This window comes from Halanaerobium saccharolyticum (assembly GCF_003053565.1).
Taxonomy (GTDB): domain Bacteria; phylum Bacillota; class Halanaerobiia; order Halanaerobiales; family Halanaerobiaceae; genus Halanaerobium; species Halanaerobium saccharolyticum_B.
Genome location: NZ_QAXS01000042.1, coordinates 1 through 25051, shown reverse-complemented (window position 1 = coordinate 25051; position 25051 = coordinate 1). Strand labels below are relative to the sequence as shown.

Sequence of the window (25051 nt, the reverse complement as noted above, 5' to 3'; positions counted from 1 at the left end):
ATAGGGGTGTTTTTGTATTTTTTATGACTACTTTTTTGAGCTTCTTCCTATGTTTATCAAGGTTTTATTACTAAAACCTAACGCCGAAAGTTGAGTACTTAATTAAGACCTAACTTTTGATAGGTGAATTACTTAATCAGGTATTATATTATTAAAACAATACAAATTAGTATATCACAATAGAGGGAGAGATGTAATTGGATTAATTTTTAACAGATTGTAAGCTAATTTACTTGATTTTAATACTCAAATTAAATATAATAACTCTATACTGACCGGTTAGTCGAGAGGAGGATCTTATGGCAAAAGATACTAGAGAAGAAATATTAGAGGCAGCTTTAAATATGTTTTCAATAAATAATTATCATGCAACATCAATGTCAATGATTGCCGAAGAAGCTGGAGTAAGTAAAGGTACTCTTTACTGGCATTTTGATAGTAAGGAGGATTTATTTAGAGAGCTAGTTTTAGCTGGATTTGACTATTTTAATGAAAATTACAAAAAAATACAGTCAGAAAAATTAAACGCAAAAGAAAAATTACATGAAATCATTTATTTTAGCATCAAAATGCTATCTGAAAATTTAAAAATGGGAAATATACTGCAGAATAATATTCAACTGATCAGCAGTGAATTTCAGAAAAAAATGATTGAAAGACATAAATCTGCAATTAAAGTAATAAAATTGGTTATTGAACAGGGAATTGAGGAAGAAACTATTAAAACAGATAATCCTCATAATACAGCGGTAATGATTTTGACATTAATTTTTAATACTCATTCTCAGGAATTATATTATAATTTTGAGACGATTAAAGAAGATGTTGATTTTATTTATAACTTTATTATGCAGGGAATTTCAAAGGAGGCTTAACATGCACAAATCTAAATTTTTAGTTTTAATATCTGCATTATTAATAATTACTTTTTTCAGTCTTTCCGCCACTGCAGAAGAAATGGAGATTTCTTTAACTGAGGCAGCAGAAATTTTGCTTGAAAATAACAGACAGCTGCAGAACAGTCGTCAGAATATAGAGAAGGCAGAAAAGGATGTAGATTTAAGCGGTAGAGGCTACTATCCAACTGCTAATCTACAGACGTCTTATACTAAAATGGAATCTGGACAGATGACATTTAATCCTGATTTTAGTTTTACTAATCCTAACTCCGAACTTTTTGTTGAAGGTCCTGATGAAAACTACAGAACCTCACTTTCACTCAACCAACCTCTCTATCTTGGGGGAAGAGTACGAATTGGAAAAGATATCTCTGAACTGGGACTTGAAATGAGCAGAATTGAATATCAAAAACAGCTTGATCAGAGTTTATTCAATCTGGTTCAGTCCTATTATGGTGTACTCCAGGCACAGGGAATGGTCGAAATTAGACAGAATGCTTTAGATGTAGTTAATGAGCATCTTAGAATAGTTAAGGTTAATAATGAGGCCGGTACAAGTTTAAGACAGGATTTACTGCAGACTCAGATTGAGCAGCGGAAAGCAGAAAAAGATCTAATAGCAGCAGAAAATCAGCTGCAGATTGCCCGCAAGCGTCTGGCTCAGCTATTAGGTGACAGCAGCCAAAGTTATGCAGTCTCCACACCGGAGAAAAATCCAGATCCAGAAACAGAATTAGATAAGTTGATTAATATTGCTTTAGAAAATAGAGCTGAACTGCGTTCTCTAAATATTAACCAGAAAATGATTGAAAAACAAAAAGAGCTGGAGGGTAATCCCTACCGCCCCCAAATCTCTCTAAATGGGTCCTATAACTGGCAGGGTTCAGAACTTGATTTCAGTGACGGCAGCTGGAATCTAACATTGAGCGGTTCTATACCTCTTTATGATGGTGGAAAGGCTAATCTAAATGAAGAGAAAAAAGAAATTGAAGCCAGCAATCTTCAGAATTCAAAAGTTGATTTAGAAGAATCAATTAAGATTGAAATTGAAGACACTCTATTGTCACTTAAGCATTCAGAAGAAATGATAGAATTAGAACAGCTTTCTTTAGAGAATGCAGAAGAAAACTTGGAGCTGACCAACAAAAGCTATCAGGCAGGTATAGGCACCAACATTGATGTAATTAATGCCCAGACTTCCTATGAGCAGGCTCAGATTTCTCTGCTGCAGGCAGAATATAATTACGAAATTAATCTTTATAAACTACTATACAATACAGGTAGAATCAGTGAATTATTTAAGGATGTGATATAAATGAAAAAAACAATTATTTTAGTCTTAATCTTAAGTTTTTTATCTTTAAATGTATCAGCCCAGGCACCGGTAGAGGTAACCACTCCGGAAAGAACAGAAATTTCTGTTAGAGATAGAATAACCGGTAATTTTTCAGCTTTTAAAAAGGTAAATATTCCAACAGAATTGGGAGGAATTGTTGATCAGATTAAAGTAAGGGTAGGCGATAGTGTAGAAGAGGGCAAGGAATTACTGCAGTTAAATCAGGATAAGTTAAATATTCAGCTTAAGCAGGCTGAGGCTTCACTGGCAGCGGCCAGAGCAAATTATCAGCAGTTAAAAAATGGAGCCAGCCAGGAAGAATTGAATCGAGCTCAGGCATCCTATGAACAGGCTCAGGCTTCTTTAGAAGGAGCCAGATCCAATTTAAAATTAATGGAAGAAATGTTTAATGATAAAATTAGTTTAAAACAGCAGTTAACTTCTGCCGAAAGTCAGCTGGCCAATGCTGAGCAGCAGCTGGCAAGTGCCAGAGAAAGTTATAACCAGGCCGAAATTAATTTTGAACAGGCTGAAAGAGAATATGAGAGAATGCAGTATTTATTTGAAGAAAAAGTAATAACAGAAAAACAGTTTGAGGGTGCAGAAAGTCAGTATAAAAATGCTAAGTCAGCTCTTAATTCAGCTCAGATTGGTTTAGAGCAGGCAAAAATTGGTTTAAACACTGCTCAGCAGAGCTATGAACTGACTGAGCAGACTTTTAATAATCCAACCCAATTAAAACAGCAGCTTGAAAATGCCCGCAGCCAGGTTGAATCTGCAGAGGCAGGTCTGGCAGTAGCTGAAGCCAATTTAGAGCAGGTGAAAAAAGGAGCAACACAGGAACAGTTAAATGCCAGCTTAGCTCAGGTTAGACAGGCAGAAGCAGGACTGGAACAGGCTAAGCTAAGTCTCAGTAATTCAATTGTTAAAAGTCCGATTAAAGGGATTGTTTCTGCGGTGCGGACTGAAGAAGGAGAAATACTATCTCCCGGCCAGCCGATAATTACTGTGATTGATATTGATCAGCTTTATCTGGAAGTTTCTGTAACAGCAGCAACTATGAGCAGACTAAATAAAGGTGATCAGGTGCGGATTATTCCGGAAGCAGTCAGAGATGAGGAATTAACTGCAGAGATTGATACTATTAGTCCGGAAGCAGATCCAGCAAGCAAAAATTTCCCGGTCAAAATGCTGCTCGATAATTCTGAGCATAAAATAAAGCCGGGCATGTTTGCAGATGCAGTTTTTAGTGTCCAGTCAGCAGCAGATACCTTAGTTTTACCTATTTCTTCGATAATTGGTTTTGATTCTGCAGAACCCTATGTTTTTGCAGTTGAAGATAAGCAGGCAGTAAAAAAAGATATCAAAATAGGTATTGTTTCAGATAATTTAGTAGAAATACTATCAGGTATAGAAGAAGATGATCAGATAATCACCCGAGGTCAAAATCGACTTACAGCCGGGGAAGAAGTTGAGGTGATTAACTAATGAAAATCTCAAACTTTTCTATTTCCCGCAGAATCACTACAGCAATGATAGTACTGTTAGTGGTTTTGATTGGGATTATAGCTTTTAGTCGCTTGAAAGTTGATCTTTATCCAGATGTTACCTTTCCCGGAGCTGCCATAGTAACTTCTTATTCCGGGGTTGGGCCAGAAGAAATTGAAAATTTAATTACAAAACCTGTAGAGAGTTCAGTTTCTACAGTTACCGGTGTTAAATCTGTTTCTTCCACCTCAGATACGGGCCAGTCAACAATTGTGGTCGAATTTGAATGGGGAACCGATATGGATTTTGCAGTTTTAGATTTACGGCAGCAGATTGATTTAATCAGTGGTTTTCTGCCTGATGAAGCAGAAGACACCCTCATCTTTAAATTTGACCCGGCAATGTTTCCAATTTTAAGTTATGGTATTACAGGAGAGCAGAACCTGGCAGATTTAAAAACAGAGGTTGAAGATAACATTGTTCCCCGTTTAGAGAGACTGCCTGGAGTTGCTCAGGTAAATTTAGATGGTGGTCTAACCAGAGAAATCCTGGTTTCTTTAGAAGGAGACAAGTTATATAATTATGGTATAGATTTTTCTACAGTTAATGGAATTTTAGCTCAGGAAAATGTAAATGTCTCAGCCGGTGAAATTCAGCGGGGCGACAGGAATTTATTAATCAGAACTATGGGTAAGTTTAACAGCATAGATGATATTAGAAATATCAACATTCCGGCCGGAAATGGAAATACAGTTAAACTTTCTGATCTGGGATCAATCCAGGATACCTATGCTGAAAGAAGTACTATTTCTCGAGTTAATGGTAATTCAAGTATTGGTCTTTCAATTCAGAAACAGACAGATGCCAATACTGTTCAGGCTGCCAATGCGGTTAAAGCAGAGATTGAAAAAATTCAGAATGAATATGATGATTTAAATATTATTACTGCAATGGACCAGTCTGATTTTATTGAGAAGGCTATTGAAAGTGTGCAGCGGAATGCTGTAATCGGTGGACTTTTAGCAGTATTAATTTTATTTATCTTTTTAAGGAATATAAGAAGTACAATTGTTATAGGAACGGCAATTCCAGTTTCCATTATAGCAACCTTTGTGCTCATGTTCTTTGCTGATTTAAATATTAATATTATTTCCCTGGGTGGACTTGCCCTGGGTGTCGGTATGCTGGTTGATAATGCGATAGTGGTGCTGGAGAATATTTATCGTTATCGGAGCATGGGTGTTGGTAAGATAGAAGCAGCTAAAGAAGGAAGTTCTGAAGTTGGAATGGCAATTACAGCTTCAACACTGACTACAATCGTTGTATTTTTACCTGTATTTTTTGTGGAGGGAATAGCAGCTCGATTATATAAAGAGCTGGCCCTAACTGTTAGTTTCTCCTTATTTGCTTCCCTGGCAGTTGCCCTAACCTTAATCCCAATGCTTGCTTCTACATTTTTGAAAGTTAGCCAAAAAGATTTAGATAGAGAAAGCAAACAGGGATTTGTGACCCGCAACTACAAAAGAATGCTCGCATTTTCTTTGAACCACCGCTGGATAATTGTTCTAATTCTGGTTGTTTTACTTGCTGGAAGTATTGCGCTAGTTCCTGGTATAGGTACAGAATTTTTACCAGAATCAGATCAGGGAATGTTTACAATTTCTTATGATCTGCCGGCAAGTACAATTTTAGCAGAGAGTGATAATGTAGCTCAGTATACAGAGGATGTACTGGCTTCAATCCCTGAAGTTAAGACTGTTTTCAGCAGTGTTGGTTCAGCAGATATGATGGGAACATCTACCAGCAGTGATTCTGGTAATATTACGGTTCTAATGAAAGACCTTGACGAAAGAGATAGAAGTACAGATCAGATTATGGAAGAAGTAAGACAGCGCCTGTCTCTGCCGGATGTTAATTTCCAGGTTAGTACTCAGACTGGATTTGGCGGCGGTGGTGGAGGTGGAAAGCCGATCAATATTAAGCTGAAGGGTAATGACTTTGCAGTTTTAGAAGAATATACGACCCTTGCCAGAGAAGAGATGGAAAATATTGAAGGCTTAAGAGATATTAGTGACAGTTTTGATGAGGGAAGACCGGAACTTAGAATTCAGCTTAATCGTTCTCTAATGAGTCAGTTTGGTTTAAACGCCAGACAGATTGCCAATACTGTTCGGACTGCAGTCAGTGGTAGTGTGGCGACTCGTTATGAAGTTGCAGGAGACGAGTATGATATTCGAGTTCAGCTGCGGGAAAGTGATTTAAGTTCTGTTTCTCAACTTTCTAATTTAAATATTAATGCACCTGGTGGAATTCAGGTTCCACTTAAAAGGTTTGCCAATTTAGAAGTTGAAACCGGACCAAATCAAATTCTGCGGATTGATCAGGAAAGATATGCTGAAATAAATTCTGATTTATATAATATAGACCTTGGAACAGCGGTTGAAAGAATTCAAAATAGACTAAATGAAAATATTGAACTGCCGGAAGGATATGAATTCAGCTATGAAGGGCAGTTCCAGGATTTACAGAGCTCCTTCCAGAGTCTTGCCTTTGCCTTTTTGCTGGCAGTAGTTCTGGTCTATATGGTAATGGCTTCTCAGTTTGAGTCATTAATTCACCCGCTGATAATTATGTTTACAGTTCCTCTGGCTATTATTGGAGTAATCCTTGGTATTTATATTACCGGCAGTACTTTATCAGTAGCTTCTCTAATTGGTTTGATTACTCTGGCCGGAATAGTAGTTAATAATGCGATTGTAATGGTTGATTATATTAACCATCTAAGAAGAGAAAAGCAGGAAAAAAATAAAGCTATTCTTGAGGCGGCAGCAGTAAGATTGAGGCCGATTATGATGACAGCTCTGACAACCATTCTGGGGCTGATTCCACTTTCTTTAGGAAGAGGAGATGGAGGAGAGCTGGCCCAGCCAATTGCTGTTGTGGTAATCAGTGGTTTAACATTTGCTACTTTCTTAACTCTGTTTATCATTCCAATTTTCTATTCTCTCTTAACTTCATTTAGAGAGATTGTACTGGCAAAAATAAAAGGTGTAGATCGCTCAGAGTTGGAAGAAAAAATCTAATAAAGATATTAATTAAGAAGGTATTCCTGATAAATAGCTCACTAAATTATAGTTTGCTGGGAGATACCTTCTTAATTTTCTATTCAGGTAAGCGGAAAATGTTTTCCAAAAGCTAAGAGCTAGTTTTTCTGCCTCAGGTTATTGTTTTTTTATCTTTAATATGTTAAAATTAAAGCTGTGTTGAATTATGGATATCTAGCAATATTTTACTTAACTACTGGAGGTGAGATTTAGATGTTTGTACTTAAGATTTTACATTTTATTATAGCAATTGGGGTCATTGTTGGTGTTTTACTGCAGTCAGGAAAAAGCGCCGGTTTATCTGGAGCAATTGATGGTGGTGCTACAACCTTTTTTGGTAAATCTGGCAAGAAAATGGAAGATAAGATCAGTAAAGCAACTACAGTAGCAGCAGTATTATTTATGATTAATTCTCTAATTCTGGCTATATTTTAAACTTCATAATTAAGTAATAACTAGTTAATGATATAATTAAAATTTAGTAATATTAAAATCATCTAATATTAAAAGGGAAATTTTAAAGTTTTAAATGCAATACCAGATAAGATGCTATTAAAAATTAGCATATAAAAAATTAATAAGGAGGTTGGTGCATGAATTTTTATACACCTTTAGCAGGGATAATTGCCTTAATTTTTGCTTTTATTCTTGCTGGAAAAGTTAAAAAAGAGAGTATGGGAACAGATAGAATGGCCGAATTGTCAGATGCAATCAATGAGGGGGCTATGGCTTTTCTGGGCCGTGAATACAAAATGCTTGCAGTATTTGTTGCTGTAGTAGCTGTTATCATGGCGGTAGTACCTAATCTTGGTTGGCAGTATGCAGTTTCATTTATTTTAGGAGCATTTTTCTCTGCTCTGGCTGGATTTATTGGAATGCAGATTGCAACTCAATCAAATGCCAGAACAACAAACGCTGCCCGTTCAGGTTTAAATGCAGCTTTAAAAGTTGCTTTCTCTGGTGGTACTGTAATGGGAATGTCTGTTGTAGGTTTAGGAACCTTAGGTCTTGGAATTTTATATATGTTCTTTTCTCATAATGTAGAATTTATTAGAGGTTTTGCTTTTGGTGCCAGTTCTATTGCCCTGTTTGCCCGTGTTGGTGGAGGTATTTATACCAAAGCTGCTGATGTTGGTGCTGACTTAGTTGGTAAGGTAGAAGCTGGAATACCAGAAGATGATCCCCGTAACCCTGCTGTTATTGCCGATAATGTGGGTGATAATGTTGGTGATGTTGCAGGTATGGGAGCAGATTTATTCGAATCATATGTTGGTTCAATTGTAGCTGCAATGACTTTAGGTGTGGCTTTAAGTGTGGACCATGTTTTACTGCCGATGTTAATTGCAGCTTTAGGAATTGTAGCTGCGATTATTGGTACTCGTTTTGTAAGAGCTAAAGAAGGTGGAAATCCTGCTAAAGCTTTAGAAAGAGGAACTTTAAGTGCTGCAGGAATTACAATTGTTGGAGCATATTTTCTGGTAACTACTCTAACCGGTCAGATTGGTATTTTTATCGCAATCATTGCTGGTTTAATCGCAGGAACTTTAATTGGTAGAATTACTGAATATTATACTTCTGAACACTATGGGCCGGTAAAACATATTGCCCGTCAGTCACAGACTGGTACAGCAACTAACATAATCAGTGGTTTATCTGTAGGTATGAGAAGTACAGCTCTTCCAATTTTAGTTATTGCAGTTGCTATTTATTTAGCATATAATTTTGCTGGACTTTATGGTATTGCAATGGCTGCTGTTGGTATGCTTTCTACAACAGGTATTACACTTTCAGTTGATGCTTACGGTCCTATCGCTGATAATGCCGGTGGTATTGCAGAAATGGCAGAGCTTGATTCTTCAGTAAGAGATATTACAGATAAATTAGACTCAGTTGGTAATACAACAGCTGCGATGGGTAAAGGTTTTGCAATTGGTTCAGCTGCTTTAACAGCTCTATCATTATTTGCAGCTTTCTCACAGGCAGTTGGTTTAGATTCAATTTCTTTAACCAATCCTCAGGTTATTATTGGACTCTTCCTGGGAGCTATGCTTCCTTTCTTATTCTCAGCGATTACAATGGAAGCTGTAGGTAAGGCTGCAGGAGAGATGATTGAAGAGGTAAGAAGACAGTTTAAAGAAATGCCGGGTATTATGGAAGGAACTCAAAAACCTGACCACAGAAAATGTGTTGATATTTCTACAACAGCTGCTCTAAAAGAAATGATTTTACCGGGTCTTTTAGCTGTAGTTGTGCCAGTAGTTGTTGGACTCTGGGATGTACAGGCACTTGGTGGTCTTTTAGCTGGAGCCCTTTCTTCCGGTGTACTCTTAGCTATCATGATGGCTAACTCCGGTGGAGCCTGGGATAATGCTAAAAAATATATCGAATCAGGAGCCTTTGGCGGTAAGGGTACAGAGACCCATGCTGCTTCAGTTGTTGGTGATACAGTAGGTGATCCATTTAAGGATACATCAGGTCCATCCTTAAATATCTTAATCAAATTGATGACCATTGTTTCACTTGTATTTGCTCCTTTATTCATGTAAAATTAATATAGTAGTAAAGGATTAATCACCCTCCTTGTAGTTAATGCTGCTGGGAGGGTTTTTTTGATAGAAAGGTAGTGATTTAATGCCGGAAGTAGAAGATGGAATGTGTTTTGCCTGTGGAGAGAAAAATCCAATTTCTCTGCGGCTTAAATTTGAAGAAATTGATGAAAATAAAGTCAGGGCAGAGTTTATTCCCGGTGAAAATCATCAGGGATATAATGGAATAATCCATGGAGGGCTAACAGCTACTCTACTGGATGAGGCAATGGCACATGTAATTGGTTTTAAAGGAATAAAAGCTTTTACTGCTGAGCTGAATATTAGATACAGAACGGCTATAGAGATCGGAGAGACTTTAGAAATAATTGGAGAATATAAAAGGTCTAAGAAGTCTTCGATTGCCAGTATTCACTATGCTCAGGCAGAAATTTTTGATCAAAAAGGAAATTTAAAAGCAAAAGCAGAAGCTAAATTTATTGAAGCTTAGAGAAACTTTAAGATTTTAAGAGGAGGAGATTTCAATGCAGAGAGAAGAAGCACTTAATTTAATGGAAGAAAATATTAAACAGAAAAATCTGCGTAAACACTGTCTGGCTGTGGAAGCGGTCATGGCTGAGCTAGCTGATTATTTCGATAAAGATCAGCATAAATGGCGGCTGGCAGGTCTTTTACATGATATTGATTATGAGGAAACCGCAGATCAGCCTGAAAAGCACAGCCAGCTTGGTGCGGATATGCTGGCAGAGATGGGAATGGAAGAAAAAATTGTTGAGGCTGTAAGAGCCCACAACGGAATGCATGAGTTACCTCGAAAAACATTAATGGCTAAGGCTTTATATGCAGCTGATCCCTTAACCGGATTGATTGTGGCTTCAGCACTGATTCACCCGGAAAAGAACTTAGAAGCTATTGATACAGAATTTGTTTTAAATAGATATTCAGACAGTTCTTTTGCCAAGGGAGCAGATCGAGATGTAATAGCTTCCTGTAAGGAGATGGATTTAGAATTAAAGGAATTTGTTAATCTATCTTTAAAAGCGATGCAGGATATTTCAGATGATTTAGGACTTTGATTTTGAATAAGATTAAGCTCAGAATCACCAAAAGATTGGGGATGATTATTAATGAGTGCCAGAAGTGAACTATTAAAAAGCTTACGAGAAGATGTACACCGTCCATTAACTAAAGAAGAGATTTTTGAAAAATTTGAAATAGCAAAAGATCAGCAGCAGATATTTTCAGACCTCCTTGATGATTTAATTAAGTCGGGTCAGATTTTCAAAAACTCTCAGGGATTATATGGGGTACCAGAAAAATTTAATTTAATCGGTGGTCGAATTGAAAAAATTGCTTCCGGAAATGCGTTTTTGATACCTGACGATCCGGAAAAAGAGGATATCTATATATCTTCAGCTAATATGAATGGAGCCATGCATAATGATAAGGTTTTTGTGCGTCCTGTCCATTCTGAGCGGGGTAAGAGTCAGGCAGGAGAAGTTGCCGAAATTATAGAGCGGGTAAATAATAAAATAGTAGGTAATCTGGAAAAATATAAAAACTATGGATTTTTGATACCTGATAACAATCGAATCTGTAATGATGTCTTTATTCCACCTGAAGCTTTAAACGGTGCTCAAAATGGCCAGAAAGTTGTGGCTAAGATAACCCGCTGGCCGGAAAAGAACAGGAATCCAGAAGGAGAAATCATTGAGATTCTTGGTGATAAGGATGATGCTGGTGTTGATATTGAGGCAATAATCCGTCAGCTTGATCTGCCGGGAGAATTTCCCGATCAGGTTTTAAATCAGATCGAAAATATTCCGGATCAGGTAAGCGAAAAAACTATTCAAAAAGATGATGAGCGCCAGGATTTACGTGATTTAAAGCTGGTAACAATTGATGGGGCAGATGCTAAAGATTTAGATGATGCAGTTTCGATTGAAAAATTGAGTAATGATGTTTATCGGCTGGGGGTTCATATTGCTGATGTAAGTCATTATGTGACAGAAGACAGTCCACTGGATAACGAAGCTTATTCTCGTGCCACCAGTATTTATCTGGTTGATCGGGTAATTCCAATGCTGCCTAAAAAACTTTCTAACGGAATCTGTAGTTTAAATCCCCAGGTCGACCGCCTAACTATGTCTGTTTTTATAGAATACAGACTGCATGGAAAACATGGGGTAGAGATAATTGACCATCAGATTACTAAATCAGTTATTAATTCAAATCACCGTTTAACCTATGATCAGGTTCAAAATATCTTAGAAAATGAAAACAGCAGTGAGCGCAAAGAATACAGTGATTTTGTTGAAGAACTGGAAATGATGAATGATTTAAGAGATCGGCTGCGTCAAAATCGTTTTGATGAGGGCAGTATGGACTTTAACTTTACTGAGGTTAAAGTTGAACTGGACGAAGAAGGTCATCCGGCTAATCTCAAAAAGAGGCACCACCGGGAAGCAGAACAGTTAATCGAAGAATTTATGATTGCCGCTAACAGAATTGTGGCTGCAGAAATGTCCTGGCGGGAGATGCCCTTTATTTACCGAGTCCATGAGGAACCGGATCTTGATCGGATGCAGCAGTTTAATGAATTTATTCATAACTTTGGTTATCGTCTAAAGGGAGTTAAAAATGGGGTTCATCCCCGGGCTCTGCAGGAAATTTTAGAGGATGTTAGAGGAAGCAAAGAGGAAAAAATTATTGAAACAGTAATGCTTCGCTCACTAAAAAAAGCTGTTTATTCGGAGAAAAATATCGGCCACTTTGGTTTAGGAATTACCCATTACAGTCATTTTACTTCACCAATTAGACGTTATCCTGATCTGACTGCTCACAGAGTAATTAAGGAAACTATTACAGAGGGTTATTTAAGTGACGAAAGACAGGATGAGCTGGATAATCAGCTGCCTAAAATAGCAGACCACTGTTCACTCCAGGAAAGAAGAGCAATGGATGCCGAAAGAGATTCAGTTGACTTAAAGAAAATTGAATTTATGGAAGATAAGATTGGAGAAGAATTTGAGGGTATTATTAGTGGAATAACCGGTTTTGGTATTTTTGTTGAATTAGAAAATACGGTAGAGGGTCTGGTTCATATTAAAAATCTGCGTGATGATTATTACCACTATGATGAACAGAAATATCATTTGATAGGAGAAAGAACTAAAAAGATCTATCGAATTGGTGATGAAGTAAAGGTAAAAGTTACAAAGGTTAATCGAGATGACAGGCAGTTAGACTTTGAACTGCTTGAAAAATTAAATTAAATAGAAATATAAGATTAAGGATGTGATAGTCATGGCTAAAAATAAGGATCAGGATATAGAGATTATTTCAAGGAATAAAAAGGCCAGACATGATTTTTATATAGAAGAAACTTACGAGGCTGGGATTAAGCTTAAAGGGACAGAGATTAAATCAATCCGAAATCACCGGGTGAATTTAAAAGATAGTTTTGCCCTGGTTGAGGAGGGCGAGGTTTATCTGCATAATATGCACATCAGTCCCTATAAAGAGGGTAACCGCTATAACCATGAGCCAGAAAGAAAAAGAAAACTTCTGCTTCATAAAAATGAAATCAGAAAACTGATTGGTTATACAACTCAAAAAGGTTATACTCTGGTGCCGCTGACACTTTATTTAAAGAAAAACCTCTGCAAGGTGGAACTTGCGGTGGCTAAAGGTAAGCAGCAGCATGACAAGCGAAGAGATATTGCCGAACGGACTGCTCAGCGGGAGATGGAAAAAGCCTTCCGCCGCCAGCAAAAAGGCGATTATTAACTTAAAATCCAGCTTGATTTAAAGGTCTAATTAATTCAAAAATATAATTTGACATTTCCTGACCTTTGAGTTATAATAATTATGCTGAAAAAGAAATAGTTATTCAGGGGGTGTTCTGGCTTCGCCTGGATGGTGAACCTTTTGGAAGCGGGCCGAGGAGTTCCTTTCACTCGTAAAACACTGGGAACTATAAAATTATCTGCAAACGATAATAATTACGCTTTAGCTGCCGCGTAGGCAGTTAACGCCTGAGCGGGTCCTGTCTGTGGAGTCGCCTCAGGTGTCATAAAAAGCAGACTAACCTTCTTCTGATGTCTGTAAGAAGAAGGGACATTTAACAGGCTGGCAGTAAGCAATCCAGTTCAGCGGAGTGCTTGCTGTGAGATTAAAAGCTGAACTACGCTCGTAGAAACTACTGGGTGAGCCATTTAGTACGTGGGTTCGACTCCCACCACCTCCACCAAATAAATTTAATATTTTTTAATTTGAGAACCTGATAAAATCGGGTTCTTTTTTTTTAATGTCAAGTAAATTACAGTTTGCTGTATTATAAGATTACCCGAAGGACATTTTGTTTTCAGGCAGGAAATCAGTTGTTAATGGTTAATATATATATTAGATGGAGAGAAATGAGGTGTCCTTATGTCCAGGACTGAAATAAGAAATTATATATTAGAAAATAGACGACTCTTAATAGATAAAATAATGGCTGAACAGATGCAGCTAAACCCAGAATTAAAAGCAAAATATAATTCAGCTATGCTGGAAAAAGCCCGAAACGATACTTCTCATAATTTAAACTATCTGGCCCAGGCAGTATTTATAAACGAAAAGAGTATTTTTTTAAATTATTATAACTGGCTTTATACAGTCTTAAAAGAGAGAGGAATTGGGGTAGAACTTTTAAAAAATCATCTCCAGGCCATAAAAAATGTTTTGAAGCAGGAATTAAGTCAGGAGGATTTCAATTATCTTACTGGCTTTTTAAATGAGGCAGAACAAAGCCTCAGCAGTCCAGAAAATCACTATCAATCTTTTATTAGCGATGAAAATCACCTTAAAAAAGAGGCAGAAAAATATCTGGCTCTGGTAATCGAAATGGAGAGAGAAAAAGCTGTAAAACATATTCTTGATTTGGTAGATAGAGGAATTTCAATTGAAAATATTTATCTTGATATTTTTCAAATTACACAGTATGAAATCGGCAGGCTCTGGCAGCTGAACCAATTAAGCGTTGCTCAGGAGCACTATGCAACTTCAGTTACTCAGCTTGCGATGTCTCAATTATATCCAAAAATATTTAACTCGTTTAAAAAGGGTAAAAAAGCTTTAACTACCTGTATTGGAGATGAACTGCATGAACTGGGAATTAGAATGGTAGCTGATTTACTTGAGTTAAGTGGCTGGGATACTATTCATCTGGGAGCAAATACTCCTGCTGGAGAGATTTTAAAATTATTAGAAGAGAAAAGAATAAATATCTTAGCATTATCTGCAACAACACCTAACCAGCTGGCGGAGACCCAGAGTTTAATCAAAGCAGTTCGCAATAATGACAAATTAAGTTCGGTTAAAATTATGGTTGGGGGCAGACTTTTTATGCAGAATAATGGTCTCTGGCAAAAAATCGGAGCAGATACTTTTGCCAGTAATGCTAAAGAAGCAGTAAAGGCGGCTGATGCTATTTTATGATTAAAACAAAGCAGCAGAACAGTGGCTTTATCCTGAAACTTGATGAGGACAGCGAGATTAAGGAAGTTATTTTTAATTCCAGAAAGGACCAAATCAGATTTGATTCGCAGAACTTCAGTCAATTTATTGATCCAGGCAGCCTCAAAAAGTATTTTTCAATTTTAAAAGAAGCCCGAGAAAAAGAGGTGGTTTTTGGTAGAGAAATTAATCTTCAGCTGGGAGAAAAAACAGAGTCATATATTTTTATTGTACTGAATAATTTAGCTGATGAGAGTATATTAATAGCTGCCAATCAATCTGAGGGTATAATTAAATACTATGAAGAATTAATGAAAATAAATAATAATTATGTAAATAATTTAAGACGTAGTATTAAAGATAAAATTGAGCAGGAAAAACCTGTAGATGATGAAATTTACAATGAGATGAGCAGATTAAATAATAAGCTTGTCAATCTGCAGCGCCAGTTAAATAAACAGAATTTATTGTTGAAAGCAGAAAAGGAAAAATATCGGATCACCCTCTCCAGTATTGCTGAAGGGGTTATAACTGCTGACCAGGATGATCTAATTGTTTATTTAAATTCTAAAGCAGAAGAGATGCTTGGCTGGACTCTGTCAGAGGCCAGAGGGAAAGAATGCACAGATATTTTTAAAATATATATTGAGGAAAATGATGAACATGATCTAGAAATAATTTCAGATGAGCATTCAAAGACAGAAGGATTAGAAATTTCTCTTTCCGAGCTGCTTTTAGAAAAAGGAGAAATTAACAATCAGGAGGCTGTATTAACTCCAAAAAATGATAAGATTTTTCCCATTGAATTTTCAGCTGCCTCGGTCGAGGAAAATCAGGGGAAGGTAATAATTTTTAGGGATATCAGCGAAAGAAAAGATATGGAAGCAAGATTGAGAAAATACGCCTCTACTGATCTTTTAACTGAAGTTTTAAATCGCCGTGCTGGATTAGATTATCTGGAGGAAGAAATGGAAAAAGCAGCGGCAGGTGAAGACAGCCTGTCGATCATTTTCATTGATGTCAATGATCTTAAACTGGTTAATGATAATTTTGGTCATCAGGAGGGAGATGAACTGCTGCAAAAAGTCAGTGATATTTTACAGCATTCTCTACGGCGAAATGATAAGGTGGTCAGACTGGGAGGAGACGAATTTTTACTTGTTTTACCTCAGAGTGACCGGGAAGCAGCCGAGAAAATCTGGCTGAGAATAAGAAAGAAATTTAAGCAGGCCACAGCAGACATCGCTAAAGATTACAAAATAGCAGCCAGCCATGGTGCAGCCGAATACAGCCCTGATTATCAAAAAGATCTGGATCAGCTGATCAATGAGGCTGATCATGCTATGTATAAGGAAAAGAAAAAGATGAAATCTGCCGAAAATATAAGATAAAAAGATAAGTTTATAGTAGGAGGAGGAAGATAAATGCAGGAGATTGGCCTGGGGACAATGCTTCTAAATAATAGTATTGAAAATTATCTTTTAGCATTATTATTTCTAACTGCAGTATATTTAATTATAAAGATTTTTGATAAATTACTGCTGGGAAAAATGGATTTATTTGTCGAAAAATTTTCTCACTCTTTTTCAGTTTTACTAAAGAAAATAATCAAAAAACGAATTTATCCTCTGCTTTATTTACTGGCTCTTTTTTTAGCTTTTAATGAATTAAAAACCAGCAGTCAGATTGATAAATTTATTAATCTAATTTTGATGATTTTGACAGTGATTTTTGTTGTTTTAGCTACACTGGATATTATGACTTACAGCCTCAAAAAATACTGGTCAAAAAAACAGAGGAGTGAAGAACAACAGAAGGTTTTAAGCATTACTCTATTTATGATTAAGTCTGTGGTCTGGGTTATTGCTTTTTTGTTCATTTTAGATAATTTAAATATCCAGATTACAGGTCTAATAACTGGACTTGGAATTGGTGGTATTGCGATTGCCTTTGCTGCTCAAAATATTTTAACAGATTTATTCAATTATTTTACAATATTTTTTGACAAGCCATTTGATATAGGAGATTTTATTATAACCGGTGATTATCGAGGTACAATTGAACATATTGGAGTTAAAACCACCAGGCTCAGAAGTTTAAGTGGTGAACAGCTGATAATTTCCAATACAGATCTTGTTAATTCCAGAATCAATAATTATAAACGAATGAAGCAGAGAAGAATTAATTTTAGTTTTGGACTGACTTATGATACTCCGGTAGAAAAGTTAAGCCAGATCCCGGGGATAGTGGAAGAAACTATAAAATCTATCAATAAAACTGAATTTGATCGGGCCCATTTTGCTGAATTTGCGGCTTCAAGCCTGCTTTTTCAGGTGGTATATTATGTAAAAAGTAGTGATTATAAAGTATATATGGATATTCAGCAGCAGATAAATCTGCAGCTTAAAGAAAAAATGAAAGAACTGGGAGTGAATTTTGCATTTCCAACTCAAACTATTCATTTTGCTGATAAAGAAAATTTTCATTCCAGTCTGGAAAAGATTCAAAAAATAGAGGCTGAAAATAAAGCAGATGAGCTAAATGATGGCCAGATAAATTAGTAGCGAGGTGAAAAAGATGTTAGTTGCCAGCTGTGAAATCAAATTATACTTGCCTGGAGCTTCAACTTTAAAAGATAAACGGCGTATTATAAAAAGTCTGCTGCAGAAGAGCAGAAATAAATTTAACTTCTCTGCAGCAGAGGTTGATGCTCAGGATTATATCCAGACAGCAGTCTTAGGTGTTGCAGTTGTGGGAAGTGATTATAAATATCTCCAGAGTGTAATGGATAAGTATCTTGATTTTGTTGAATCTTTCCCCGAATTTCTACTTACAGATTTCGAAGTGACAATCGGCTGATAATTCATCTTTATTAATTAAAGATGCAGCTTCCTGATCCAGCAGGATTGTAATCTGGGGATGAGTCTGAAGTAAAGAAGCAGGCACCTGTGTTGAGATTTTGCCGCTAACGGTTCTTTTTATAGCTTCAGCCTTTTCTTTCCCACTGGCCAGCAGAATAATTCTATCGGCCTTTAAAATTGTGGCCATCCCCATCGAAATTGCTTTTTTGGGTACCTCATCTTTACTTTCAAAATATCTGCTGTTAGCTTCGATAGTTTCTTCGGTTAAATCTACTACTTCTGTTGCTACATTTAAATTTTCAGCTGGCTCATTGAAACCTATATGACCATTAGAACCAATTCCAAGAATTTGCAGATCAATTCCACGGGCATTTTTTATAGACTCTTCGTAGTCCCGACACTCCTTTTCAAAATCTTCAGCGCCACCATTAGGAATATGAATATTTTCTCTTTTGATATTAATATCATTAAAAAAATTATCATTCATATAATAGTGGTAGCTGTTTGGATGGTCTGCCTCAAGTCCACAATATTCATCCAGGTTAAAACTCTGAACCTCACTAAAATCTACTTCATCTTCTCTATACATTTCAATCAATTTATCATACATTGCCAGCGGTGTACCTCCGGTTGCAAGCCCCAGATTACTGTCAGGTTTTAAGGTGATCTGACTGGCGACCATTAAAGCAGCCTTTTTACTCATCGCATGATAGTCTTTTTCTACAATAATTCTCATTTTTACACATCCTTTTTAAAATTAGTCTAAGTCAAAGGTGAATTTAAATTTATAATTGTCATTACGGTAATAAGCAGAAGTATATTCAATGATCTCTGAGTTTTCATCTTTACTAATCTGTTCAAAATAGAGGCCGAGCATACCTTCTTTTACCTGCATTTTGTCTGCAATACCGGCATCAAAAATAACTGCCTCAACTTCAGCTTCTGCATTGCTCAACTGAATATCATATTTATCTTTTAATATTTTAAAGAGTGAGCTGTTTTCCAGTTCCTCTTTTTTTAAATCCTTAAAATCATTGAAGGCTAAATAGGTGTTTTCCAGCAGAAATGGTTTGTTTTCTATCAGTCTTAATCGCTCAAGTTTTAAAAGTTTTGTCTCCGCCTTTAAATTCATTTTTTCTGCAGCTTTACTGTCACTGATATCAGTATAACTTAAAATCTTTGTAGTATAATTGAGCCCTTTTTTCTCCATTTCCTTGCTGAAGCTCAAGAGGGGAGAAATACTGTAGCTCTGCTGATAGTCAGTAACAAAAGTGCCGCTGCCCTGTTTTCTAATTAAATAGCCGTTATCCACCAGAATATCAACTGCCTTTTTGACAGTCATTCGACTGATATTGTGGTATTCGGCAAGCTCTCTTTCTGAAGGTAATCTTTCTCCAACCTCAAACTCTTCAGCTTTAACAGCATTTAAAATACTTTCTTTGAGCTGATAATAGAGGGGAAGGGGACTATTTTTATTAATTTCCTGCATTTTCTACCTCCTTTTAAGGAATATACAACATGTGGTCTATACCAATTATAATATAAAAAATTATTATCTGCAACTAAATGAGATAATAATTTTCAAAAACAGCTTAGAATTTAAAAATGATTCCGATTAAGGCAGCAGTACTTATGTAAATAATAGGATGTTTTTTAAACTTGCGGATGGCGGCAAAAATGATCAGCAGTAAAAATAATGATTTATAATCAAAAAGCTCAAGCAGGCTGCCGTTAAGCTGCAGATTCTGAAGCTGAAAAATACCACCTCGGGCCAGTTCGAAGGCTGCTGAGGCAATTAATCCAGCAACTGCCGGCCTAATACCGCTAAAAGCTGATTCAACAAGTGGATGCTGATTAAACTTCCTAAAATAATGGGCAATGATGGTGATAATAATAATTGAGGGTGCTGCCAGTCCAGTTGTTGCAATAATTCCCCCGGGAATACCAGCAGTATTAAAACCGATAAATGTAGCAGTGTTAATCCCAATAGCTCCTGGAGTTGATTCGGAAATTGCAATCATATTCAGCAGCTCTTCGGCAGTCATCCAGCCGTATTTTACTATTAGATCCTGTAAAAAAGGGAGAGCTGCCAGGCCTCCACCTAAAGCAAAGAGTCCAACTTTAAAAAATTCTAAAAAAAGTGTAAGATAGATCATTATTCATCACTTCCCTGATTATCATTCTGATAATTATAATAAGCATTCTGCAGATTGCCCCTAAAATACTGAATTAGAATTCCGGCTGTAGCTGATCCCAGAATAACAAAAACAGGAGAGATATTAAAAATAACCAGCAGCAGAAAAGCCAGTAAAAATATCAGCAGGCTGACTTTAGTTTTATCAGATTTCTGCCACATTTTAATTACTATATCAATAATCAGAGCCACTACAGCAATTTGAATGGCAGCAAAAGCATGCTGAAAAAGATCAATTTGCTGAAAACGCTTAAAAAATGTGGCAATAAGCGTTATAATAATAAGTGAGGGCATAATAAAACCGGTAGTTGCTGCCAGAGCACCTTTAACACCTCTGAGGCTGTATCCGGTCATAGTCGCAGTATTAACTGCAATGATTCCTGGAGTGCTCTGCCCGATTGCATAATAATTGTAGATATCTTTTTCTTTAATCCAGCCTAAATTATCAACGAGTTCTCTTTTGATAATCGGCAGCATAGCATAACCACCGCCAAAAGTAAAAGAACCAATTTTAAAAAATATCAAAAAGATCTTAAGTAGTTTATTCACTATTTATCCAACCTCCGCTTAATATTATAACACAACAGAAAAGCTAAGGCGAAAATTTATTCTAAATCAAACGATTTAAAGGCTGAATAAAAAGGATAATAAAAATTTTTAGAGAATAAATATATATAGCCTTTAATTTCTAATTTTAAGCTTTGAAACTGAAAGGAGGTTTTTCTTATGGCAGAATTAGTAGGAATTGTTGTAATTGTCTGGGCCGTTGTTTACTTTTTTGACAGAATGGCTCCATAATAAGGCTTCATAAGAAAAATTTGAAGGGAGGAATAAGTTAATTTCTCCCTTCTTTATCATTATAATAAAATTAGAAAATAAATTATACTTTATTAGGAGAGTAATGATGTCTAAGATCAAAGAAAATTTTAAGATTATATTTTTATTAATCAAAAAAGATTTAAAAGAATCTCTTAAAAATCGAACAGCACTGATGATTATTATGCTGCCGTTATTTGCCTCACTAATGTTTTCACTGGTCAGCTCACAGCAGTTAGTGCGTAATTTCGAACTTGCTGTAAGTGGTCAGGAAAGTCAGGGACTTATTTCATTTATTAATAATAATTTTCAAAACTTTAAGGTTGAAGAATATCCGGATCTAGAGGCTGGAAAAGCGGAGACAGCAGCAGGTAATATAGATGCTGCTATTAACTATAAACCGGAAGCAGAAAATATTGAAGATCGCTATCAGATTTATCTTGACAGTCGGGATACAGTTAATTTTTTTATTTTAAGAGAAAATATTTCTCAGTTATTATCAAGTTATCACAATTTGAGTAATGGTCCTCAGTTTGATTTTAATTCTGCTGCGGAAGTTGATGGAACTAGCGCTATTTTACCGGTCTGGTTAACCGTAACAATTACCATGATTGGATTAATGCTGATTTCTGCTTCCTTATCGGAAGAAAAAGATAACAAAACTTTAGCAGCCCTGCTGGTTACAAAAGTAAATATTTATCAGGTGGTCACTGCCAAAAGTTTATTTGCCCTGATTCTTGCTTTAATAACTTCAACTTTAATGGGGGCTTTAAATGGAGTGTTAACAGTTGGTTTTAAAAGACTGTTATTTGCATTTATAGTCATTTCAATTGCCACCTTTGTTTTTAGTGGGCTCGGTTTAATCATTAGTCTGTTTAGCAAATCACAGTCATCATCCAGATCAATTTCTACTGTAATCTATTTTCCGATTATATTTCCAGCTCTGGTGGCAGATGTTTCTCCTCTAACACAGAGACTGGCTCTCTTTTTTCCCACTCACTATCTTTACCAGGCTCTGGATAAAGTTCTGGTTTATCAGGGTGGAAGAATTCAGCTTTCATTAGAATTGTTATTTTTAAGTATTTTTGCTCTGGTATTTTATTTAATTATTTTTATTTATATTAGAAAGGCTGATTCTCTTGTTGAATAAAACTAGTATTTTTCTAGCCGTAATTGTAATAATTTTAGCAGCTCCTGTGCTTCAGGCTGAGGAATTTAAGAGTCCAGAAGCATTTACAGAATATATTTATGCCAATTATGCAGAAGAAAATTTTGAAGAGGTTTTTAATAATTTTGCAGCTGAATTAAAAAGAATAATAACAGTAGAAGATTACCTGGAATTTCAGCAGCAGAATTTTAAAAAATATAAGTTGGAATATCAGGAAATAGAGGTTTCTGCAGCTGAGGAGATTGATTTTGAAAAAATTAAAGATAAATTTGACTACGCACAGGATTTTGGTGATTATTATCAGCTTCAGGTAAGTTATTTATTAAAATTTGATCATTTTGGTCAGCGGGAAGAGCGCTCCGAGAAAAAAGTTTATATCAGAAAAATTAATGCTGACTATCAGCTTTTCTGGGATTATCAGAGTGCTTTTAATGATGACCAGGATCAGACAGGAGCTGGTCAGGATGAATAGTCCGATTATCGAAATTAATAATTTAGAAAAAACATTTTCAGATTTTAAAGCTCTGCATGGAATTAATCTTAAAATAAACCAGGGGGAGATTGTAGGACTTCTGGGACCAAATGGTGCCGGAAAAACAACTACCCTTAAAATTTTGATGGGTCTGCTTAAATCTGATCAGGGAAGTATTAAAATAATGGGAGAAACAATTGAGGGGCGGCTCCCCACCTGGTTGAAGGAAAAAATAGGTGTGGTATTTGAAGAAAGTAATCTTTACCTGAGGCTTAATGCACTCGATAATCTTAATTTGTTTGCCGGTATTAATAATGTTAGCTCTGACAGAGTGAATGAATTACTGGCTGAATATCAGCTGCAGGATGCTGCCAAAAAGGAAGTGCGAAATTTTTCTAAAGGAATGAAAAAAAGATTGATGATCTGCCGGGCACTGCTGGCTGAACCTGAAATTTTAATTTTAGATGAAGCAACAGGTGGGCTTGATCCTATTTCTGCAGAAATCATTCGAAAAAAGGTTCTAAGTTTAAAAAAAGAGGGAAAAACTGTAATTTTAAGCACTCATTATCTGGAGGAGGCGGATCGACTCTGTGATCGTGTTGCCTTTATAAATCAGGGAGAGGTTCTGGCAGTTGACAGCCCTTCAGTATTTAAAAACAGCCTGCAGAAAAAATATCTGGAGCTTGAATTTTTAGCAGATCCAGCTTTTAAACCGGCTGAAATTAGAGAGTTTTTAGAACCGATTCTGGATTCAACTGACAGCTACAGACTGGAAGACGGAGTTTTAAAACTCCAGTTGAACATTGATCAGCAGCTTTTTAAAAAGGCGGAAACTGCTGCTTTGAAATTTAAACTGCTGGATTTAAACAAAGTTGAAGCAGATTTGCAGCAGGTCTTCAATAATTTTAATAATTAATTTCCGGGGGAGATATAATGCAGAAGCTTGCACCTGATTTTGATTTCTTATTTAATAATTTAAATAAAATTGCCTATATTTTTACTGATCCAGTTCATTTTGGACCGGTAAATCAAAGAATGGCTGACTTTTGTGACCGCAAAATTTCCGAACTGGAAGGCGAATCTGTAGCAGAGATTCTGAATCAAAAAAAGGTTGAATCTGTTAAAAAATTTAATCAGAATATCTTTAAAGAGGGTCTGCGCAAAAGTGCTAAAATGGAAATTGAAATAAATAATCAGCTTTATACTATTGAAGTTGATACAATCCCCCATCATAATCAGGCGGGTAAGGTTGATTATCTGCTCTGTCTGGCTGAGGATATTACTGCTGAGCTGGAAAAGGAAAAAAGATTTTACAGAAATAAAAAAAGATACAGCAGTATTTTCAAAAAAGCACCGCTTGCTTTTGTAGTTTCAGATCGGGAAACAAATATTATTGACTGGAATGAGAAGGCAGAAGAAATTTTTGGCTGGAAAAAGGAAGAAGTTATTAATAGAAACTTTAATCTTATTGTGGCAGAAGACTCTTATTCAGAAATAACTGAAGTTATAGAGAATGTTTTTGAAGGCCAAAAAAGTTACAATGTAAATAAGAATATTGCTAAAGATGGCAGTGAGCTTTATTGTGAATGGAATACAGCTCTAATTAAAGATAAAAATGATAAAATTCTCGAAATAATTTCTATAGCCCAGGATATCAGCGAAAAAATTGAAAGTGAAAAGCGGATCCAAAATCAGAAAGAGGAACTAAAATACAGTGAACTTCGGACTCAGTTTTTTGCAAATATTTCTCATGAATTAAAAACACCTTTAAACCTGATTTTTTCCAGCCTGCAGCTGCTGGAATATAAAATAAAAAACACTGAATTTGAGCAGAAAAATAATTTTGATAAATATCTCGGCTCAATTAGAAATAACGGTTTTAGACTGCTGAGGCTGGTAAATAACTTAATTGATATAACTAAAATTGATGTAAACACCTTTCAACTGCATCGGGCTAATTTTGATATTATCGAATTAATCAAATCAGTTGTAGAAAGCAGTCGAGATTATTTGGAGGCGAAAAGCAGAAACTTTCGCTTTGAAACAAATCTGGACTCAGAAGTAATTGCCTGTGATCCCTTTAATATTGAGCGGGTAATTTTAAATTTAATCTCAAATGCTGTAAAATTTACAGAAGAGGGAGATGAGATTTTATTAAGGATTGAAAAAGAAGATGGCTGGATTAAAATTTCTCTAAGAGATACAGGAATCGGGATCAAAAAAGAGAATCAGGATATTATTTTTGAACAGTTCCGGCAGGTAGATCAGAATTTCAACAAAAAGCGTGAGGGAAGTGGAATTGGGCTCTCTCTTGTAAAATCTATTGTAGAAATGCACGGAGGCAAAATCACCTTAGACAGCATTTACGGAATGTACAGCCGCTTTAATGTTTATTTACCTGCAGAAACTATTGATGAAAAAACTTTAACAGCAGAAAGTTACTCAGCTGACAGTTTATTAGATAAGGTAGAGTTAGAATTTAGCGATATAAATTATATTTAGAAGCACTAGCATTGCATAAAAATATTTAAGAAAAGTCAAGTTCGATTTTTAGCGAAAATACTTGCTTAAATTAGAAAAACTCCTTATAATTGGGATTAGGATAGTCTTTGTCCAAATCCCAAAAAATAAGGAGCATATACTATGGACAAAGATATCACAGAAACCA

General features: G+C 35.9%; 22 protein-coding genes and 1 other RNA gene. 19 read left to right on the top strand and 4 right to left on the bottom strand.

The window, feature by feature from the left end; translation table 11 throughout:
* Window positions 1–299: 299 nt before the first annotated feature.
* The 15 genes from C8C76_RS13045 to C8C76_RS12975 all read left to right on the top strand — a co-directional run bounded on the left by C8C76_RS13045 (window position 300) and on the right by C8C76_RS12975 (window position 17731).
* Window positions 300–875, top strand: a complete 576-nt coding sequence (locus C8C76_RS13045; protein ID WP_108142364.1) for a TetR/AcrR family transcriptional regulator — start codon at window positions 300–302, stop codon at window positions 873–875.
* A 1-nt stretch (window position 876) separates the two neighbouring features.
* Window positions 877–2214, top strand: coding sequence for a TolC family protein (locus C8C76_RS13040; RefSeq protein WP_108142362.1), 1338 nt, complete (start codon window positions 877–879; stop codon window positions 2212–2214).
* Window positions 2215–3723 carry an efflux RND transporter periplasmic adaptor subunit gene (locus tag C8C76_RS13035; RefSeq protein WP_108142360.1) on the top strand — a complete coding sequence of 503 codons (1509 nt, stop codon included), beginning with the start codon at window positions 2215–2217 and terminating at the stop codon, window positions 3721–3723.
* Window positions 3723–6806, top strand: a complete 3084-nt coding sequence (locus C8C76_RS13030) for an efflux RND transporter permease subunit (RefSeq protein ID WP_108142358.1) — start codon at window positions 3723–3725, stop codon at window positions 6804–6806. The genes C8C76_RS13035 and C8C76_RS13030 overlap by 1 nt, the downstream gene beginning before the upstream one ends.
* A gap of 234 nt (window positions 6807–7040) precedes the next feature.
* Window positions 7041–7262 carry a preprotein translocase subunit SecG gene (secG, locus tag C8C76_RS13025; RefSeq protein ID WP_108142357.1) on the top strand — a complete coding sequence of 74 codons (222 nt, stop codon included), beginning with the start codon at window positions 7041–7043 and terminating at the stop codon, window positions 7260–7262.
* A gap of 158 nt (window positions 7263–7420) precedes the next feature.
* Entirely contained in the window at window positions 7421–9373 is a 1953-nt protein-coding gene (locus C8C76_RS13020) for a sodium-translocating pyrophosphatase (RefSeq protein WP_108142355.1), read from the top strand.
* Window positions 9374–9458: 85 nt separating this feature from the next.
* Complete coding sequence (locus C8C76_RS13015; RefSeq protein WP_108142353.1) at window positions 9459–9863, top strand: PaaI family thioesterase; 405 nt, start codon at window positions 9459–9461, stop codon at window positions 9861–9863.
* 34 nt (window positions 9864–9897) lie between these two features.
* Window positions 9898–10449, top strand: a complete 552-nt coding sequence (locus C8C76_RS13010) for an HDIG domain-containing metalloprotein (RefSeq protein WP_108142351.1) — start codon at window positions 9898–9900, stop codon at window positions 10447–10449.
* A 51-nt stretch (window positions 10450–10500) separates the two neighbouring features.
* Window positions 10501–12648: a ribonuclease R gene (gene rnr, locus C8C76_RS13005; protein ID WP_108142349.1), complete on the top strand. Its 2148-nt coding sequence runs from the start codon at window positions 10501–10503 to the stop codon at window positions 12646–12648.
* Window positions 12649–12679: 31 nt separating this feature from the next.
* Window positions 12680–13162 (top strand): SsrA-binding protein SmpB, encoded by a 483-nt coding sequence (gene smpB / locus C8C76_RS13000; protein ID WP_108142347.1) that lies wholly within the window; start codon window positions 12680–12682, stop codon window positions 13160–13162.
* 106 nt (window positions 13163–13268) lie between these two features.
* Window positions 13269–13625, top strand: a transfer-messenger RNA (tmRNA) gene (ssrA, locus tag C8C76_RS12995).
* Window positions 13626–13804: 179 nt separating this feature from the next.
* Window positions 13805–14854 carry a cobalamin B12-binding domain-containing protein gene (locus C8C76_RS12990; RefSeq protein WP_108142345.1) on the top strand — a complete coding sequence of 350 codons (1050 nt, stop codon included), beginning with the start codon at window positions 13805–13807 and terminating at the stop codon, window positions 14852–14854.
* Entirely contained in the window at window positions 14851–16263 is a 1413-nt protein-coding gene (locus C8C76_RS12985; RefSeq protein ID WP_108142343.1) for a GGDEF domain-containing protein, read from the top strand. Before C8C76_RS12990 ends, C8C76_RS12985 begins: the two co-directional genes overlap by 4 nt.
* Window positions 16264–16296: 33 nt before the next feature.
* Window positions 16297–17433, top strand: a complete 1137-nt coding sequence (locus C8C76_RS12980; RefSeq protein ID WP_108142341.1) for a mechanosensitive ion channel family protein — start codon at window positions 16297–16299, stop codon at window positions 17431–17433.
* A gap of 16 nt (window positions 17434–17449) precedes the next feature.
* Window positions 17450–17731 (top strand): DUF503 domain-containing protein, encoded by a 282-nt coding sequence (locus C8C76_RS12975; protein ID WP_108142339.1) that lies wholly within the window; start codon window positions 17450–17452, stop codon window positions 17729–17731.
* On the opposite strand, the gene nagB is transcribed toward C8C76_RS12975, so the two are convergent.
* From nagB to C8C76_RS12955, 4 genes are all read right to left on the bottom strand, one after another.
* Window positions 17699–18469, bottom strand: coding sequence for a glucosamine-6-phosphate deaminase (nagB, locus tag C8C76_RS12970; protein ID WP_108142337.1), 771 nt, complete (start codon window positions 18467–18469; stop codon window positions 17699–17701). The two genes, C8C76_RS12975 and nagB, sit on opposite strands and share 33 nt — an antisense overlap.
* Before the next feature lie 21 nt (window positions 18470–18490).
* Window positions 18491–19222, bottom strand: a complete 732-nt coding sequence (locus C8C76_RS12965; protein WP_108142335.1) for a GntR family transcriptional regulator — start codon at window positions 19220–19222, stop codon at window positions 18491–18493.
* 103 nt (window positions 19223–19325) lie between these two features.
* A complete protein-coding gene (locus C8C76_RS12960; RefSeq protein ID WP_108142333.1) occupies window positions 19326–19889 on the bottom strand; it encodes a chromate transporter in 564 nt (187 codons plus the stop codon).
* A complete protein-coding gene (locus C8C76_RS12955; protein ID WP_108142331.1) occupies window positions 19889–20476 on the bottom strand; it encodes a chromate transporter in 588 nt (195 codons plus the stop codon). Before C8C76_RS12955 ends, C8C76_RS12960 begins: the two co-directional genes overlap by 1 nt.
* A 355-nt stretch (window positions 20477–20831) precedes the next feature.
* Here C8C76_RS12955 and C8C76_RS12950 point away from each other — a divergent pair, with 355 nt between their 5' ends.
* From C8C76_RS12950 to C8C76_RS12935, 4 genes are read left to right on the top strand one after another with little or no spacing between them, the layout of a single operon-like run.
* Complete coding sequence (locus C8C76_RS12950; RefSeq protein ID WP_108142329.1) at window positions 20832–21893, top strand: ABC transporter permease; 1062 nt, start codon at window positions 20832–20834, stop codon at window positions 21891–21893.
* Window positions 21886–22383 (top strand): hypothetical protein, encoded by a 498-nt coding sequence (locus C8C76_RS12945; RefSeq protein WP_243734016.1) that lies wholly within the window; start codon window positions 21886–21888, stop codon window positions 22381–22383. The genes C8C76_RS12950 and C8C76_RS12945 overlap by 8 nt, the downstream gene beginning before the upstream one ends.
* Window positions 22376–23299: an ABC transporter ATP-binding protein gene (locus tag C8C76_RS12940; RefSeq protein ID WP_108142327.1), complete on the top strand. Its 924-nt coding sequence runs from the start codon at window positions 22376–22378 to the stop codon at window positions 23297–23299. Before C8C76_RS12945 ends, C8C76_RS12940 begins: the two co-directional genes overlap by 8 nt.
* 17 nt (window positions 23300–23316) lie before the next feature.
* Window positions 23317–24885, top strand: coding sequence for a sensor histidine kinase (locus tag C8C76_RS12935; protein WP_108142325.1), 1569 nt, complete (start codon window positions 23317–23319; stop codon window positions 24883–24885).
* The last annotated feature ends 166 nt before the right edge of the window (window positions 24886–25051 follow it).

Bases quoted from the DNA above. Each gene is read 5' to 3' on its own strand.
- C8C76_RS13045 (WP_108142364.1), top strand. From the start codon at position 300: ATGGCAAAAGATACTAGAGAAGAAATATTAGAGGCAGCTTTAAATATG.
- C8C76_RS13040 (WP_108142362.1), top strand. From the start codon at position 877: ATGCACAAATCTAAATTTTTAGTTTTAATATCTGCATTATTAATAATT.
- C8C76_RS13035 (WP_108142360.1), top strand. From the start codon at position 2,215: ATGAAAAAAACAATTATTTTAGTCTTAATCTTAAGTTTTTTATCTTTA.
- C8C76_RS13030 (WP_108142358.1), top strand. From the start codon at position 3,723: ATGAAAATCTCAAACTTTTCTATTTCCCGCAGAATCACTACAGCAATG.
- secG (WP_108142357.1), top strand. From the start codon at position 7,041: ATGTTTGTACTTAAGATTTTACATTTTATTATAGCAATTGGGGTCATT.
- C8C76_RS13020 (WP_108142355.1), top strand. From the start codon at position 7,421: ATGAATTTTTATACACCTTTAGCAGGGATAATTGCCTTAATTTTTGCT.
- C8C76_RS13015 (WP_108142353.1), top strand. From the start codon at position 9,459: ATGCCGGAAGTAGAAGATGGAATGTGTTTTGCCTGTGGAGAGAAAAAT.
- C8C76_RS13010 (WP_108142351.1), top strand. From the start codon at position 9,898: ATGCAGAGAGAAGAAGCACTTAATTTAATGGAAGAAAATATTAAACAG.
- rnr (WP_108142349.1), top strand. From the start codon at position 10,501: ATGAGTGCCAGAAGTGAACTATTAAAAAGCTTACGAGAAGATGTACAC.
- smpB (WP_108142347.1), top strand. From the start codon at position 12,680: ATGGCTAAAAATAAGGATCAGGATATAGAGATTATTTCAAGGAATAAA.
- C8C76_RS12990 (WP_108142345.1), top strand. From the start codon at position 13,805: ATGTCCAGGACTGAAATAAGAAATTATATATTAGAAAATAGACGACTC.
- C8C76_RS12985 (WP_108142343.1), top strand. From the start codon at position 14,851: ATGATTAAAACAAAGCAGCAGAACAGTGGCTTTATCCTGAAACTTGAT.
- C8C76_RS12980 (WP_108142341.1), top strand. From the start codon at position 16,297: ATGCAGGAGATTGGCCTGGGGACAATGCTTCTAAATAATAGTATTGAA.
- C8C76_RS12975 (WP_108142339.1), top strand. From the start codon at position 17,450: ATGTTAGTTGCCAGCTGTGAAATCAAATTATACTTGCCTGGAGCTTCA.
- nagB (WP_108142337.1), bottom strand. From the start codon at position 18,469: ATGAGAATTATTGTAGAAAAAGACTATCATGCGATGAGTAAAAAGGCT.
- C8C76_RS12965 (WP_108142335.1), bottom strand. From the start codon at position 19,222: ATGCAGGAAATTAATAAAAATAGTCCCCTTCCCCTCTATTATCAGCTC.
- C8C76_RS12960 (WP_108142333.1), bottom strand. From the start codon at position 19,889: ATGATCTATCTTACACTTTTTTTAGAATTTTTTAAAGTTGGACTCTTT.
- C8C76_RS12950 (WP_108142329.1), top strand. From the start codon at position 20,832: ATGTCTAAGATCAAAGAAAATTTTAAGATTATATTTTTATTAATCAAA.
- C8C76_RS12940 (WP_108142327.1), top strand. From the start codon at position 22,376: ATGAATAGTCCGATTATCGAAATTAATAATTTAGAAAAAACATTTTCA.
- C8C76_RS12935 (WP_108142325.1), top strand. From the start codon at position 23,317: ATGCAGAAGCTTGCACCTGATTTTGATTTCTTATTTAATAATTTAAAT.